The sequence below is a fragment of the Pseudomonas sp. Ag1 genome, assembly GCF_000278565.1.
Classification (GTDB): Bacteria; Pseudomonadota; Gammaproteobacteria; order Pseudomonadales; family Pseudomonadaceae; genus Aquipseudomonas.
The window spans coordinates 1-15,573 of sequence record NZ_AKVH01000038.1; the positions used below are offsets into that span (position 1 = coordinate 1).

General features: G+C 62.5%; 14 protein-coding genes. 2 read left to right on the forward strand and 12 right to left on the reverse strand.

Going from position 1 to position 15,573, the window contains the following annotated elements:
* Positions 1-118: 118 nt before the first annotated feature.
* The 9 genes from A462_RS31400 to A462_RS31360 form a co-directional block, all read right to left on the reverse strand.
* Positions 119-1,249, reverse strand: a complete 1,131-nt coding sequence (locus A462_RS31400; RefSeq protein WP_008430461.1) for an MFS transporter — start codon at positions 1,247-1,249, stop codon at positions 119-121.
* Between the two features lie 75 nt (positions 1,250-1,324).
* Positions 1,325-2,689, reverse strand: a complete 1,365-nt coding sequence (locus A462_RS31395; protein WP_023658995.1) for an MFS transporter — start codon at positions 2,687-2,689, stop codon at positions 1,325-1,327.
* Between the two features lie 92 nt (positions 2,690-2,781).
* Positions 2,782-3,318, reverse strand: a complete 537-nt coding sequence (locus A462_RS31390; RefSeq protein WP_008430463.1) for an alpha/beta fold hydrolase — start codon at positions 3,316-3,318, stop codon at positions 2,782-2,784.
* Between the two features lie 4 nt (positions 3,319-3,322).
* Positions 3,323-4,099 (reverse strand): HvfC/BufC N-terminal domain-containing protein, encoded by a 777-nt coding sequence (locus A462_RS31385; RefSeq protein WP_008430465.1) that lies wholly within the window; start codon positions 4,097-4,099, stop codon positions 3,323-3,325.
* Positions 4,096-4,947 (reverse strand): MNIO family bufferin maturase, encoded by an 852-nt coding sequence (gene bufB / locus A462_RS31380; protein WP_008430468.1) that lies wholly within the window; start codon positions 4,945-4,947, stop codon positions 4,096-4,098. The genes A462_RS31385 and bufB overlap by 4 nt, the downstream gene beginning before the upstream one ends.
* Positions 4,948-5,003: 56 nt before the next feature.
* Positions 5,004-5,276, reverse strand: coding sequence for a BufA2 family periplasmic bufferin-type metallophore (bufA2, locus tag A462_RS31375; RefSeq protein ID WP_003211275.1), 273 nt, complete (start codon positions 5,274-5,276; stop codon positions 5,004-5,006).
* Between the two features lie 25 nt (positions 5,277-5,301).
* Entirely contained in the window at positions 5,302-6,069 is a 768-nt protein-coding gene (locus A462_RS31370) for an alpha/beta fold hydrolase (RefSeq protein WP_003211274.1), read from the reverse strand.
* Positions 6,070-6,114: 45 nt separating this feature from the next.
* Complete coding sequence (locus tag A462_RS31365) at positions 6,115-6,543, reverse strand: DoxX family protein (RefSeq protein WP_008430471.1); 429 nt, start codon at positions 6,541-6,543, stop codon at positions 6,115-6,117.
* Entirely contained in the window at positions 6,540-6,812 is a 273-nt protein-coding gene (locus tag A462_RS31360) for a BufA1 family periplasmic bufferin-type metallophore (protein ID WP_003211270.1), read from the reverse strand. Before A462_RS31360 ends, A462_RS31365 begins: the two co-directional genes overlap by 4 nt.
* A gap of 576 nt (positions 6,813-7,388) precedes the next feature.
* On the opposite strand from A462_RS31360, the gene A462_RS31355 reads away from it, so the two are divergent.
* Positions 7,389-10,214 carry an ATP-binding protein gene (locus A462_RS31355; RefSeq protein ID WP_008430473.1) on the forward strand — a complete coding sequence of 942 codons (2,826 nt, stop codon included), beginning with the start codon at positions 7,389-7,391 and terminating at the stop codon, positions 10,212-10,214.
* A gap of 106 nt (positions 10,215-10,320) precedes the next feature.
* On the opposite strand, the gene A462_RS31350 is transcribed toward A462_RS31355, so the two are convergent.
* From A462_RS31350 to A462_RS31340, 3 genes are all read right to left on the reverse strand, one after another.
* Positions 10,321-10,770 carry a hypothetical protein gene (locus A462_RS31350; protein ID WP_032898575.1) on the reverse strand — a complete coding sequence of 150 codons (450 nt, stop codon included), beginning with the start codon at positions 10,768-10,770 and terminating at the stop codon, positions 10,321-10,323.
* A gap of 80 nt (positions 10,771-10,850) precedes the next feature.
* Positions 10,851-12,131, reverse strand: a complete 1,281-nt coding sequence (locus A462_RS31345) for a sensor histidine kinase (RefSeq protein WP_032898573.1) — start codon at positions 12,129-12,131, stop codon at positions 10,851-10,853.
* Positions 12,128-12,811: a response regulator transcription factor gene (locus tag A462_RS31340; RefSeq protein ID WP_008430480.1), complete on the reverse strand. Its 684-nt coding sequence runs from the start codon at positions 12,809-12,811 to the stop codon at positions 12,128-12,130. Before A462_RS31340 ends, A462_RS31345 begins: the two co-directional genes overlap by 4 nt.
* A gap of 213 nt (positions 12,812-13,024) precedes the next feature.
* Here A462_RS31340 and bamA point away from each other — a divergent pair, with 213 nt between their 5' ends.
* Complete coding sequence (bamA, locus tag A462_RS31335; protein WP_008430482.1) at positions 13,025-15,397, forward strand: outer membrane protein assembly factor BamA; 2,373 nt, start codon at positions 13,025-13,027, stop codon at positions 15,395-15,397.
* Positions 15,398-15,573 lie beyond the last annotated feature (176 nt).

A 15,573-nucleotide genomic window follows, 5' to 3' on the forward strand; every position in this document is an offset into this window, starting at 1 on the left:
GGTGGGGCAAAGACCTTTTGGTTACTTTTGGGGCGTTTGCCAAAAGTGACCCGCTGTAAGAGCGGAACCCTAAGTGGCCGTTACCGAAGAAACGGATATGTACCCCCCTCCCCCCATCTCATGCTAAACCCCTGGCCCGCCAGCAAAACACCGCACTGACCGCAATCGCCGCCCCCGCCACGCCAAACACCCAAGGCGCCGACGCCACCGGCAACAACAACCCCGCCAGCAAAGGCCCAAGCCCCGCCCCCACATCACGCCACACCGCATTCGACGCCAACGCCGAAACCCGCATCGCCCCCGGATTACGCTCCGCCACCAGCGTCGTCACCAACGGCAACTGCAACGCCCGCAACACCAACACCGCCGCCGCCCCCACAATCACCCAATGACTACCAAACGCCCCCAACGCCAACGCACTGAGAAACGAAAACAGCAGCAACATCGACGTAGCACCAAACTGCTGCGCAGCACGCCCCCCCAGCGGACTCAGAAGCAACTCCGAAACATATCGCAGCGCCATCAACCCACCGGCAATCAATACCGCATTGCCACCCAGCAGCTTCTGCGCCTGAATCGACAGGCCAAAGATAAACAACCCATCCAGCGCCACCCCTTCGATAAACGACCAGGTCGCCACACTGTCAGGCAACTTGAACCGCCGCCCCGGCGTGCCATGCAAATTGTGACCCGCAGTCGGCAACCCCCGCGCCATCCACAACCCCACCAGGCAACACACCGCCAGAATCCAGAAGATCGGCCGCGGCCCCACCTGCAACGTCAGCCACCCACCCAACGGCAAGGCCAGCATCGGCCCCAGGGCAATCAACGCCCGCGACCGCCCCGCCCGCCGCGCCGCACCCTGCGGTTCAGAGGTGGCCAAGACTTGAGTGGAAAGGTTCAACGCCGCAAAACACAGGCCCCAGACCAACCGCAGCCCGAGCAAGGCCGCAAACCCGGACAGCATCGAGTTGCCAAGGGCACACACCGCCGCCGCGCCGGCGGCAATGGAGCACGTCAGCCGATCACCGTTACGGGCGTAGAAATTCAGAACATGCTTGTAGCCGAAGATCCGCACCAGGCGGTTGGCCGCCAGCAGCACCCCGGCCTGGGCCAGGGTGATACCGAACGCCTGGGACTCCATCGGCAGCACCAGGTACAGCAACACGTCACTGGGCAGGCACAGGCCAAGGGTCAGCGCGGCACGGCGGGAGTGGGAATCAGCACTGCGTTGGGCCAGATCAGACATAAAAGCTGAAACATTCAGAATTATTTAGACGGCCACGGTAGCCGTCTACCTCAAGGTTTTACAAGGCCCAAATAATTAAACCTTGGCGCCGTCCTGCATCAGGCGCAACCCGCTGGCCACCGCGCCCACCAGGGCAAACCCGCAGCCCAGCCACAACGCGTACTGCGGGCCGCTGCTCAGGGACAGGTGGAAACACAACGCCACCAACGAAGCGCCGAGTGTCTGCCCCATCAACCGCGACGTGGCGACGATCCCGCTGGCTCCCCCGCTGCGGGCAATCGGTGCGCTGGTCATGATCGCCTTGAGGTTGGGCGACTGGAAAAAACCGAACCCGGCGCCACACAGGGCCATGCGCCAACCGATGTCGAAGGTCGAGGCGTCGTTGCCCAGGGTCGCCAGCGAGGCCATGCCCGCGCTCAACATCACCAGGCCGATGCCGCACAACAACGCCAGGGAGATACGGTCCGCCAGGCGCCCGGCAATCAGCGCCATCACCGCGACCACCGCCGGCCACGGCGTCATCAGGAAACCGGTGGCCACCTGGCTGTGCCCCAACACGGTTTGCAACAGGAACGGCAGCGACACAAACGCCAGCCCCTGGGCGCTGAACGCGCAAATCGCGGTGAGGGCCGACAAGGTGAACAGCGGGCGCTTGAACAGATCCACCGCAAGCATCGGCGCCGGGTGCCCGGCCTGACGGCGGATCAGCAACAGCCCGCACAGCAGCGCCACGGCGATCAGCCCCAGCGTCAACACCGCCTGCGCACCGTGCACCGCCGAGCCCAGGCCCAGCACCAGCAGGGCAAACAACCCGGCGCAGAGAATTGCCGCCAGCCGGTCGAAGGCATGCCCGGTGATCGGGATCACCGGAATCGCCCGCACCCCGAGCCACAGGGCCAGTGCCCCCAGGGGCAGGTTGATCAGGTACAACCAGTGCCAGGTAGCCACCGATAGAATCGCCGACGCCGCCGTCGGCCCCAGGGTAAAGGCCAGCCCTACCACCAGTGAGTTATACCCCAGCCCCCGGCCGAGGATTTTTGCCGGGTAGATGTGCCGCAGCAGCGCAATGTTGACGCTCATGATTGCCGCAGCGCCCAGGCCCTGCACCACCCGGGCGGCAGTCAGCGTCGGCAGTGACCAGGCCAGCCCGCAAAACAGCGACGCCACCACAAACACCAGCAAGCCGCCGAGGAACACCCGGCGGTGGCCGACCACATCACTCAGGGACGCAAAGGGCAGCACCGCAGCGATGGTCGCCAACTGGTAGGCATTGACCACCCAGATCACCGAAGCGGAGTCGGTGCCAATCCCTTCGGCCAGGGTCGGCAACGCGGTGTTGACGATGGCCGTGTCGAGGGTCGCCATGCCTATCCCCAGGGAAATGGCGACAACCGCCGCTAGACGCTTATCACTGGGCAACCCATCAGCTACTGAAGACATGGACAATCCGCACACGTGGCAAAGGCGTCTAGATTACGGGCAGCGGCCTTTTTTTTCAGCGGGCAAATGCGCGGCTGTCCAAATATTCATGTTCAGGTGCGCCATTTGCCCATCTGCGCCATCTGCACCAGCACCTCGGCCAGGGCGGGCTGCGGCGCGCTGTTGACGGTGACCAGCGCCACACAGCGGCTCGGCCGCAAGGTGGCCGCTGCCGTGACGGCACGACCGCCGAGGTCGAACCCGCCGAGCACCGCCTCGGGGATGTGCAAGGCGTTCATCAGGTCCAGCACGTCCTGGCCGAGAACGACTTCCTGAGTGACGGCGGGCGCAGCCTTGTCCAGTTGCGTGGTGCTGCCATGGCCTCGCAGGTACGGGATGACTACCCGAAAGCCTTGGGACACCAGATGCGGCGAGACCTCGGCAAAACGCTCAAGGTCGCCGTCAGCCCCATGCAGCAAAATGATCGGCCGGCCGCCTTCCGGGCCGGCTTCGTAGTAGCCGATATCCAGCAGGTCGGTGCTGACCTGGCGGATCGTCCAGGGCGCAGGCGCCGCCCATACCGGCAGTGACAGCGCGACTGAAGCAATGGCGCTGGAAATCAGAAAGCGACGGCGATTGAAAAAAGACATGGGTTTATAACTCCGAAAAATTCGACACTGGAAGGTCGTCAACAACCCCCACAATCAACTCGCTGCCGATCCAGCCGGCCAGCCACTCACCGGCTTTTGCCACGCCCTCCTCCTCCCCCAGGCGCTCCACCAGAAACTCGCACAACCCGGCAAAACTGCCGTCGCCTTGCAGGTGCACCAAGGCCTGGAACTCCAGCGCATCGACCTGGCGCAAGCGCGAGGTGAACTGGCGGCGCCACACCAGCAGCCCACCGGCCTCGGCCAGCATCAGCGCCTCGGGCGCCGGGGTTTGCTGCCACAATGCCGACCAGATCGCCTCGGCGTTGGTGGTCAGCCCATGGCAGCGCAGCGATGGCGTGAGTTGCAGGCGTGCCGTGTCCCAATCCACCGACGCCAGCACGTCCATGGGCAACGGGCTGGCATCGGCGGCGACAAACGCTTCATTGAGCGACGACTCGATCCAGGCCAGTTCATGCACGTCGGGATTGTTGGGAAACAGTTCGCCCAGGGTCAGGTGAAAACCCTCGGGATAGACGTCCAGGGTCCAGGCATGGGGCGGATGCCGGTCGATATGGCTGACGCACGCGGCCAGGAACGCCTCGTCCCCGACCCAGCGCCGCAGGTTGGGAAACGCCTGTTCCAGGCAACCCACCAATTGCGCGCGGTAGTTGTTCTGATACACCGCCAGTCCCGCGGCCTTGTTACCCAACATCTCGGCCGACTGCTCCGAGGCACTCACCAGCCAGGTATGAAAAGCCTGCTGCCATTGCGCGAGATTCATGAGCGCACCTGCGAACGCTTGTAGGCCTCGGAGGCACCGAGCATGCGGGCGATCGACAGCTCCTCCAGCAGCTCTGCCAGGGGCGGGATCTCGTCATCGCGCTCGATCATCGTGGCGACCGGGCCGAGCAACGCAACGGCCTTGGCATACAAGTCCCAGACGCCGTCACACACCGGGCTGTCGTGGCTGTCGATCAGCAAATCGCGGCCCTGGCTATGGCCGGCCAGGTGAATTTGCCGGACCCGCTCGGCCGGAATCCCGTCGAGAAACGCGAGAGCGTCAAAGCCATGGTTGCTGGCGCTGACAAACACATTATTGACGTCCAGCAACAGCTCGCAGCCGGTGCGCCGGGACATGGCGGCGATGAATTCCCACTCGCTCATGGACGCGTCATCAAAGGCCAGGTAGCTGGACGGGTTTTCAAACAGCATCGTGCGGCCCAACACTTCTTGAGCCCGGTCGATATTGGCGCAGACCCGGTCCAATGCCTCATGGGTGTAAGGCACCGGCAACAGATCATGGGAGTTGAACCCCCCGCTGCGGGACCAGCTCAAGTGGTCGGACACAAACAGCGGTTCGATCTCGTCCACCAGCGACTTGAGGCGTTTCAGGTAATCGCGATCGAGGCCCTCGGCCGTGCCGATCGACATCGACACCCCGTGCAGCGCCACCGGATACCGCTCGCGAATCTGGCGCAGGATGTGCCGGGGCTGGCCGCCCGCGACCATGAAATTCTCGGAGATCACTTCAACGAAATCCACCGCCACCGGGTTCTCCAGGAACTCGCTGTAGTGTTCCTTGCGCAGCCCCAGGCCATAGCCTGGAAAACGCGGGTTGGGTGTCGGCATCATGTGGTCTCCGTTGCATAAATAGGCGGCGGGCCCAACCTGGGCCCGCCGGGGTGTTACTTCGGTTCGGTAGTGGTGCCGCCCAGCTTCAGGCACTCGGACGGGGTCTTGACGACAACGCCCTGGCCCTTGCAGCTGTTGAGGCCCTTGCAATCGTTCTTGGCCGTGGCGCACAGGCTTTCGCCCTTGCAGTTGTTCACGCCGTAGCAGCGACCCGGCTGTTCCGGCTGGTCGGCGGCGCTGGCGGCCGCCGCGAAGGAAGCGGACGCCATGGCGATCAGGGCGGCAGCAGTGGCAAGGCTCAAGCGGGATTTGATGGATGTGCTCATGGGTATTACTCCTCGGGGGTGGGGTTTATTTGATGACGGATGCCGCGTCTTCGATGACCTTCGCCACAGCCTCGGGCTGGGAGATGTACACCGAGTGGCTGGCCTTGATTTCAGTGACTTTCGAGCCGGCGCGCTTGTACATCCAGCGCTGCAGATCGGGGCTCAGGGCACGGTCTTCGGTGGACACCACGGCGTAGGTCGGCTTCTTGTGCCAGGCCGCGGCCCACACGGTGCCGCCGAACAGCGCGGTGGTGGCCGGCACCTGGGAGGCGGCCATGAAGTCGGTGCGGTTGGTGGTCAGGTCGGCAGCAAAATCGGCATTGAACTTGGTGCGATCAAAGAACAGATGCCCGTCGCGGGTCTGCATCACGTCATTGCTCGGCGCCGGCATCGACGACAGCAGCTGGCTCATGTTCTCGCCGACTTCCGGTTGCAGGGCCGAGACATAGACCATCGACTTGACCTTGTCGCGGTCACCGGCAATCGAGATCACCCCGCCGCCGGAGCTGTGACCCACCAGCACCACCGGGCCGACCTGCTGCTCCAGCACTTCGCGGGCCTCGGCCACGTCGGCGGCGAGGCTTTCATGGCCCTGATGCACCACGGTGACCTTGTAGCCCTTGTGAATCAGGATGTCGTGCACCACTCGCCAGCCGGAGCCGTCGACAAAGGAACCGGGCACGATCACCACGCTTTTACCGGTGCCCGGCTGGGGCTTGGCTGCATCGGCGGCCGAGGCCACCAACGGTGTAGCGAGTGCCATGGCGATCGCCAGGGAAGAAAGAATACGCATGCGACTCTCCACAGGCCTTGGGGCCTGATCATTGTTGTGAAAGGGTTAACGGCGTTGGCCGGACAGCACGCGGTCCACTGACCAGGCCCCGCCGCCATACGCCAGCAGCGGCAGCAACAGCCCGGTCCAGGTCAGGTGGGTCGGCCAGGCGTCGGGGTATACGAACACCTCGATCACCAGGGTCATGCCCAACAGCGCGGCAGCCGCCGGGCGGGTCAGCAGGCCCAGCACCAGCAACAGCGGGAACAGATGCTCGGCGTAGGTCGCCAGGTGCGCTGCCCAGTCCGGCGGCACCAGCGGCAAGGCGTATTCCGAGCGAAACAAGGTGTAGGTCGACGGCTTGAGCTGCAGGAAACCGGTCACCTTGGTGCGGCCCGAGAGGAAAAACACCGAAGCGATCCCGAGGCGGGCCACCAGCAACAGCAGCGCCTCAGGCAGCACACGCTTGAGCACCGCAGGGGCCAGGGCAATCATGGTTGTTCCGTCAGGCTGCCGAAGCCTTTGGGGGTTTTGATCTGGGTGCAGGTGCCTTTGTCCACCAGCACCCAGGCGTTGCCCTGGTAATCCGCCTTGGCGGTGCCGGCGCAGGAAGTCCCGGCACCGGCGGCGCAATCGTTGGCACCGGCGAGGGACACGCCGAAGCATTTTTCCTGAGGCTTGGCATCCTCGGCATGGGCGGTGGCGGCGAAGGCACCGAGGGACAGTGCGAGGGTGGCGGCAAGGGCTGCGTAATGGCGCTTCATTGTTGAATCTCCTGGCTTGACTGAATGTGGCCAGGGCGCTTGTGCGGTGGGTGACCGCCTGCGCCATCTGGTAGACAGATTTAAAGCCAGGCGTGTATCCCGTCTGTGTCGCGTTTCCTCCTTCTATTCATGCCGGTGTATCAGGTGGGTGCTGATACACAGTCTGATACACAGCCAAAAAAACCACGCCAAACCACCGCCGTTTTATTCGGCATCCCGAACGACACAATTAGAAATATTCGCCTTTCCGAACACCCACCTTCCCCCGCTTTCGACGACCTCAAAAATCCCCATAAATTTCATACGGTTGTTGTCATCTTTGTTACATGCCAACTGGCATACATTCTGCTACATCAGGTTTTCTAGTAATAAAATGTTTCTAAATTGAAACAGTCTCATCGCCTGAAACCCAACGGCCCCGCGCCCTATAACAACGTCCATGCCCCAAAGGAGGGCGACAACTCTCACCTTTTTGATCGACTTCAACTCTCCAAGCCTGCTGCCGCACGTAAGCACCCAAAAGGGCGAATGGCCTGATCGCCAATAACAAGCCCGACTACAAAAAAGGACAAATTGATGAGTTCGAGCAAATACCCCGCAGTGTCCTTCACGGACCTCGTCCCCCAGGCCCCGGACCACACCGAGAATGCAATCGGTTTTGGCCCCTTTCTCTTGTTGGCGCGCCAGCATGTATTGCTGCGCAACGGCGAGCCGGTGACCCTCGGCAGCCGCGCCTTGTACTTGCTGATCGCCCTCGCCAGCCGGGCTGGCGAGTTGCTGGAAAAGTCCGAGCTGATCTCTTTCGCCTGGCCCAAAGTGGTGGTGGAGGAATGCAACCTGCGCGCGCAGATCGTTGCGCTGCGCCGGGCGCTGGGGGATGACGGCAACTTCAGCTACATCGTCACCGTGCCGGGCCGGGGTTATCGGTTTGTCGCGCCGGTGACGATGCAGGCAGTGAGTGAAGGCGCCATCGCCCAGGCGCTGGTACCCGCCCCGACGGTGGACGTGCCCAACCTGCAACCGCCGCCCAGCACAGTGATTGGTCGCGAACAGCTGATCCTGAGCCTGGCCGACCAGGTACTTAGCCAGCGTTTCGTGACCATCACCGGCCCCGGCGGCATCGGCAAGACCACCGTGGCCCTGGCCGTGGCGCAACTGTTGCAGGGCCGCTTTCACCAGGGCATGTGCTTCGTCGACCTGGCCCCCGCCACCAGCGGCCAATGGGTGGCCGGCATGCTCGCCAACGCCCTGGGCATTCAAAGCGTAAGTGACGAGCCCTTGCAAAGCGTGGCCTCGATGCTCGCCAACAGCCCGTTGCTGCTGGTGCTCGACAACTGCGAACACGTGCTGCAAGCCACCGCCGACGCGGTCGAGGTGCTGCTGCGTTGCGCGCCCCAGTGCTGCGTGCTGACCACCAGCCGCGAGCCGCTGCGGGCCGAGGGCGAACGGGTACACGACCTCGCCCCGTTGCTGGTGCCGGACGAAGACGTGAACTTGAGTGCCGAGCAAGCCATGACCTGGTCGGGCATCGCGTTGTTCATCGAACGGGTCAAGGCCCTCGACCCCGGCTTCGTGTTCAAGGACACCGACGTCGCCGCCGCCAGCGCCATCTGTCGCAAGCTCGATAGCAACGCCCTGGCCATCGAAATCGCCGCAGCGCGGGTCCGCACCTTTGGCATCCAGGACCTGGTGGGGTTGCTCGACGGCAGCTTCCGCCTGCAAATGACCGGCCGGCGCACCGCCCTCGCCCGCCACCGTTCACTGAGCGCGACCCTGGACTGGACCTACTCGATGCTCACCGGCGACGAACAGGCCATGTTGCGCCAACTGGCGGTGTTCACCGGTTCTTTTACCCTGGACGCGGTCAAGGCCATGACCGCCAGCAGCACCCTCGATGCACGCAATGCCCTGCCCTTGCTGGAAAGCCTGATGGACAAGTCGCTGCTGATCGCCGGTGAATCGCAGTTGCTCAAGCGCTACCGCCTGCTGGAAACCACCCGCGCCTACGCCCTGGAGAAACTCAACGAACACGGCGAAGCCGACGCCACCCGCCAGCGTCATGCACTGTATGCGCTGGGCGTATTGCAGGAAGCCGGGCAGACCCTCGACGGGCTTTCTCCCGAGACCTGGATCGGCCTCTACGGCCCGGAAATCAACACCATCCGCACCGCGCTGGAGTGGGCCTTTTCAGCCTCGGGCGACCTGCCCACCGGCATCGAACTGACCCTGGGCGGTGTGCCGCTGTGGCTGCGCCTGTCGCTGGTCAGCGAGTGCCGCACCTGGGTCGACAAAGGCCTGGCCAGCGCCGCCACCACCCCGCTGCCGCTGCGCCAGCGCATGCTGTTGCAAACCGCCCTGGCCAGCGTGCTGATGCTCACCTATGGCACCGGCGGGCCAATGCGCGAAGCCTGGCGCCAGGTGCGTGAAGACGCCCGCGACCTGGGCGATGCCGAGCACAAGCTGCGGGCGCTGTGGGGCCTGTGGAGTGACCGCTGCGGCTGCAACCAGTACGCCGAAGCACTGGAATTGGCCGAGCGCTACATCAGCCTGAACAACTGCGGCAACCAGCAACTGCTGGGTAAACGCATGCGCGCGCTGGCGTTGTTTCACATGGGCGACCTGGCCGGCGCCCGACAGAATATCGACGAGGCACTGGGGTCACCGTCAGCCCCGCGCTCGCACATTATCGACGTGCATTTTGACCAGCGCATCGCCGCCCGCTGCCTCAAGGCACAGGTGCAGTTGCTGGAAGGCGATGTCGACCCGGCGCTGCGCCTGATCGGCAGTTGCGTCGATGAAGCCATCACCCTCGATCACCCCGCGACCCTCTGGTACACCCTGTGCCTGGGGGCAATTCCCCTGGCGCTGTTGGCGTCCAACCTGCCCAAGGTGCGGTACTACCTGGGCTTGCTGCAAGACAGCACGACCCAGCAGGACCTGCACATCTGGCGTCAGTTTCGGCTGTGCTTCGAGAGCATCCTGCTGATCCGCCAGGGGTCGCCCGAAGAAGGCGTGCCGTTGCTGGGTGAGGCCTTGCATCACCTGCATGGCCAAGGCGATAGCCAGCTTTATAGCTTGCTGCGTTGTGAATACGCCCTGGGGCTGGCGCGGCTGGGCCTGGAGAAACTGGCGCTGGAGGTGTTGGAAGACACCCTGCAATTGGCGCTGGGCCGGCATGAGCGCTGGTTCGTGCCGCAGATGTTGCGGATCAAGGCGCAGCTGATTCTGCGCCAGGCCCAGTACGGGTCGGTGGACAAGGCCAAGGTGTTGCTGCGCCAGGCGTGGGTGGATGCGCAACTGGCCGGGGCGCATTTCTGGCGGGCGCAGATTGCCAGTGACCTGGCCAGGTTGCAGGAACCGAAGATGCGGATTGCTTCGTTGCCAAGGTTTCAACACCGGTAGAGGCTGCCGGCATGTAACGGTAAAAAGGGGACGGTAAAAAGGGGACAGATTTATTTTATAAATAAATCTGTCCCCTTTTCGCTCTTTTTGAACTCCGGCAGCCGCGCTATTGATCCGCCGCATAAATGACGGTTTGCGCACTGTCGGGTGCAGCGGGTCGGCGGGTGAAGTAGGTGTCGCCTTCATCCGTATGAATCTCATATTCAAACTTGCTGGTCGCGCGGCCCGTGGCGATGGCGTGCTTGATGATCTTCAGCACCCGCTGGAATTTCACACTTTGGGTGCCGTTCTGGCTGGGCCCGGTGAGCACGTTGACGCTTTGAAACCAGCCGTCGTTCTTCTTGTTCGCCACCAGGGCGCCGGTCATGGCTTCAAACCGCTCCAGCCGGGTAAAGCCCCACAATGTCTGCTCTTCCACGGTTTGGCCGAGGGCCGCAGAGCCGGTAAACACGAACAGGTTGATCGCCGGGCTGTCTTCACAGAAGAAATCGTAAGGCACCAGGCCGTCGACCATTTTCTTGCCGGCCACGAAGCCTTTTTTATGCACCTGAAACATCGCCACCTCCACGCCAATGGCGTCACTGAACATCAGCTCACGCAGAGGAAAAGTCTAAAGGCGCAGGGCGTACAGGGCGGTCAAGCCAATGTAATATCGTGTAAAGATCCCACCCGAGGCAGGATGATTTCCACGCTCAACCCGCCGGACGGCTCGTTGTGCGCCTCGATGGTGCCGCCATGCATTTCCACGGACCTCAAGGCGATCGCCAGGCCCAGTCCGAAACCGGCATCGGTGTCATGCGGGCCACGTTCGAAAGGCTCGAAAATACTCCGCAACCGCAGGTTTTCAACGCCCGGACCCTGATCGGTGATCAATACCCGCAGCCAACGGGTGTCGGGGCTGACCTCCGCCGAAACCCGCACCGTGGTATCAGGCTGCGTGTAGCGCACGGCATTTCGAATGACATTTTCGAAACACCGATACAGCAGCTCGCCGCTGGCCCGACTGACAAAGTCCGGACACGCCTGCAAGCTGACACTGCAGCCTTTGATACCCGCCTCGAACTGAGCATCCTCGACAATCACGGCCAGCAATTCGACGATATCCACCGGCTCGCGCTCGATGCTTTCGGGACGGCCCTGCACACGCGCCAGGGTCAGCAGCGCCTCGATCAGCGTGTCCATGCGCGCCGATTCACGCTGGATGCGCCCGAGCATTTCCTGGCGTGCCGGGTCTTGCTGCAACAGCCCGATGGCCACTTGCAGGCGCGTCAACGGTGAGCGCAGTTCATGGGAGATGTCGTGCAACAGCTGTTGCTGGGCCTCCACCAGCAGCTTGAGCTGGTTGGCCATGCGGTCGCAGTCTTCGGCCAGGTCGACGATTTCATCACGGCGCTTGCCCATCATCGGCCGCACCCGGGTTTCGAAGCGGCCCAGCGCAACGTCGCCCATCGCCCGCCGCAGATAAGCCAGCGGCCACGCCAGGTAGTAGGCCATGTACCCACTGAACAGCGCGCTCATCAGCGTGCCGATGATCAGCGGGATCCAGTGGCCCAGGCGCCCGGGTTCGTGGGGAGGATGGGAAGACCTGAGGGACAGCGCGGCCCCGTCCTTGCTGATCAGCGACTTTTCATAAGCCACCTGCGAGACCGGCGTGCCGGCCAGCAATTGACCGGCACTGTCATAAACGCCAATGGCTTGGCCGTGGGGTGGCTGCCACACCGCCAGGAGCTGGCGGCCCGACTCGACACCGTACTGTTCCAGCAACTGTTCTTCGCTGGCCAGGATCGCATCCAGATGATGGTCCCCGGGGCCCAGGCTGCCCGCCACGAGAATGCTCAAGCCCACCAGGAACGTCAGGCTGGTGGCCAGCCAAAAGGCCAGGAACAGTTTCCAGAACAGCCGGCTGGGTTTCATCATTCGGCGATCAACAGGTAACCGAGGCCGCGCACGCTCTGGATCCAGGCCTTGGCATCCGGGCGCGGGCCCAATTTCTGGCGAATGCTGCTGATGTGCACGTCGATGCGTCGGTCGTAACGGGTCAACGGGCAGCCCAGGGCATTGAGGGACAGGTCCTTTTTGCTCACCACCTGGCCGGCGCACCGGGCCAGCACTTCAAGCAGGCTGAATTCGGTACTGGTCAGCCCCAGCTCGCAACCGTTCCAACGGGCCTGGCGTTTGCCGGGCCACAGCATCAGGGCGCCGGTCGTTATGACCTCCCCGGTCGGCTGGCCCACGGGCTGCACCCGGCGCATGATCGCGCGCAGCCGCGCCACCAGCTCACCCGGGGAACTGGGCTTGGGCACATAATCGTCCGCGCCAAGCTCCAGCCCGGTGATCCGGTCGATGTTGTCGCCACGGGCGGTGAGCAACACCACCGGCACCTGGCTGCTGGCGCGGATGCGCCTGAGCACTTCTATGCCCGACAGCCTGGGCAGCATCACGTCCAGCACCACAATGCTGTAGCGCCCCGACAGTGCCTCGACCTCACCCTCCTCGCCGGTGTGCACGCAGGTCGCCTCAAAGCCTTCATGCTCCAGGTATTGGCCCAGCATTTCAGTCAGTTCCTGGTCATCGTCGACTAGCAATACGCGGATCATGGCGAGCTCGTGAAAGGGTACCCCCACAGTATCGCCCAGCCTCATCGCCCCGGGGCCAACCTTTACCTAACTTGACACTTGGTTAACCGCACCAAACCCCCGGCGCTCTTATGCTTGCCGTCCACCCGTCTGGCCGCGTCGTGGTGACCCGCCTGCGGCGAGTCATCCCGGCGCGCTTGCGCTGCTTGTCGATGTGTTCTGGAAAAGATCTTGATGAATTTTTCGCGCCTGCTCTGCTCGGTTGCGCTGCTGCTCAATGTCACACTTGCACACGCTGAAGCCTTCAAAATCTCGGATATCCGTATCAACGGTCTGCAACGGGTCTCGGCGGGCAGCGTGTTTGGTGCCTTGCCCCTGAACGTGGGGGACGAAGCGGATGACCGACGGCTGGTGGATTCCACCCGTGCGTTGTTCAAGACCGGCTTCTTCCAGGACATCCAATTGAGCCGCGACGGCACGGTGCTGATCATCAATGTGGTCGAGCGCCCATCGGTGTCCAGCATCGAGTTCGAAGGCAACAAGGCCATCTCCACCGAAGACCTGCTCAAGGGCATGAAGCAGTCGGGCCTGGCCGAGGGCGAGATCTTCCAGCGCGCCACCCTGGAAGGCATGCGCAACGAACTGCAGCGCCAGTACGTGGCCCAGGGTCGTTATTCGGCCACGGTCGACACCGAAGTGCAGCCGCAACCGCGCAACCGCGTGGGCCTGAAGGTCAAGATCGACGAAGGCTCCGTGGCCGCGATCCAGCACATCAACGTGGTGGGCAACCACGTGTTTACCGACAAGGAACTGATCGGCACGTTCACCCTCAAGACCAGCAACTGGCTGTCGTTCTTCACCAACGATGACAAGTACGCCCGTGAAAAACTCACCGGGGACCTGGAACGCCTGCGCTCCTATTACCTGGACCGTGGTTATATCAACATGGACATCACCTCGACCCAGGTGTCCATCACCCCGGACAAGAAGCACGTCTATATCACCGTCAACATCAACGAAGGCGAGAAATACACGGTGCGTGACGTGAAGCTCAGCGGCGACTTGAAAGTGCCCCAGGACCAGCTTGAAGCCCTGTTGCTGGTGCAGAAAGGCCAGGTGTTCTCGCGCAAGCTGATGACCACCACCTCGGACCTGATCACCCGGCGCCTGGGTAACGACGGCTACACCTTCGCCAACGTCAACGGCATGCCCACGCCCCACGATGAAGACCACAGCGTGGACATCGTGTTTGCGGTCGACCCGGGCAAACGGGCCTATGTGAACCGCATCAACTTCCGTGGCAACACCAAGACCGACGACCAGGTGCTGCGCCGGGAAATGCGCCAGATGGAAGGTGGCTGGGCGTCGACCTACCTGATCGACCAGTCCAAGGTTCGCCTTGAGCGCCTGGGCTTCTTCAAGGAGGTCAACGTCGAAACCCCGGCCGTGGCAGGGGTCGACGACCAGCTTGATGTGAACTACGCGGTCGAAGAACAAGCGTCTGGCTCGATTACCGCCAGCGTCGGTTTTGCCCAGGATGCCGGGCTGATCCTTGGCGGTTCGATCACCCAGAACAACTTCCTGGGCACCGGAGATTATGCCAGCCTGGGCCTGACCCGCTCGCAGTACCAGAGCAAGTACAACATTGGCTTTACCAACCCCTACTTCACGCCGGACGGGGTGAGCCTGGGCTATAACGCGTTCTACAGTGCCACCGATTACAACAACTACTACGACGATGGCAGCGGTGTTTCCTACTACTCCATCAACAGTTACGGCCTGGGGGCCACACTCGGCTACCCGATCAATGAAACCTCGCGGTTGAGTTTCGGCCTGACGGTGCAACACGACAGTATCGACCCGGGCATCTACAGCTCTGATGAGATTTACGATTTTCTTCAGCGCGAAGGCAGTGAGTTCACCAACTTCAAGGCCAACCTTGGGTGGTCGGAGTCGACGTTGAACAAAGGCGTGATGCCGACCCGTGGTTACTCGCAGAACCTGAACCTGACGGTGACGCTTCCGGGCAGTGACTTGAGTTTCTACAAACTCGATTATTCCGGGCAGACATTTGTGCCGATCACCAATTCGACGACGCTGCGTTTGCATACCAAGCTCGGTTACGCCAACGGGTACGGCTCTACGGACGGCCTGCCGTTTTATGAAAACTACACGGCCGGGGGTGAAGGTTCGGTGCGCGGGTTTGAAAGCGGCACGCTTGGGCCGCGCAGTACGCCGGCGACCGGGGCGTATGCCAGTGCGGGCCAGCAGTACTACAGCGACCGCAGTCCCGAGGCGTTGGGGGGCAACATCCTGATTACCGGGGGGGCGGAATATCTGTTTCCGATGCCGTTCCTTAAAGATAATAAATCGGTGCGTACGTCTGTGTTCTGGGATGTGGGTAACGTGTATTCGGACAAGTGTGCCCTCAGTACTACCCAGGGTTGTAATGGGGTTGACCTGAGTCAGCTGGGTGCCTCTGTGGGGGTTGGGGCTACGTGGTACAGCCCGTTGGGGCCGTTGAGTATCAACCTGGCGTTGCCGGTTCGTACGCCGGAGAATGCGACCAAGCAGGTGTTCCAGTTCTCCATGGGGCAGAATTTCTGATCTGCCTGGGTACATATCCGTTTTTGCGGTTATGGCCGCTATTGGTTCCGCTCTTACAGCGGCTCACTTTTGAAAAGCGCAAAAGTCCAGTTCGGCCAGCGTGGTTTAACGGGGCGCCCAAGATCAAGATCAAAAGCAGATCAAGAGCACAGCGGCCTACCGGCCGGCTTGAGTGT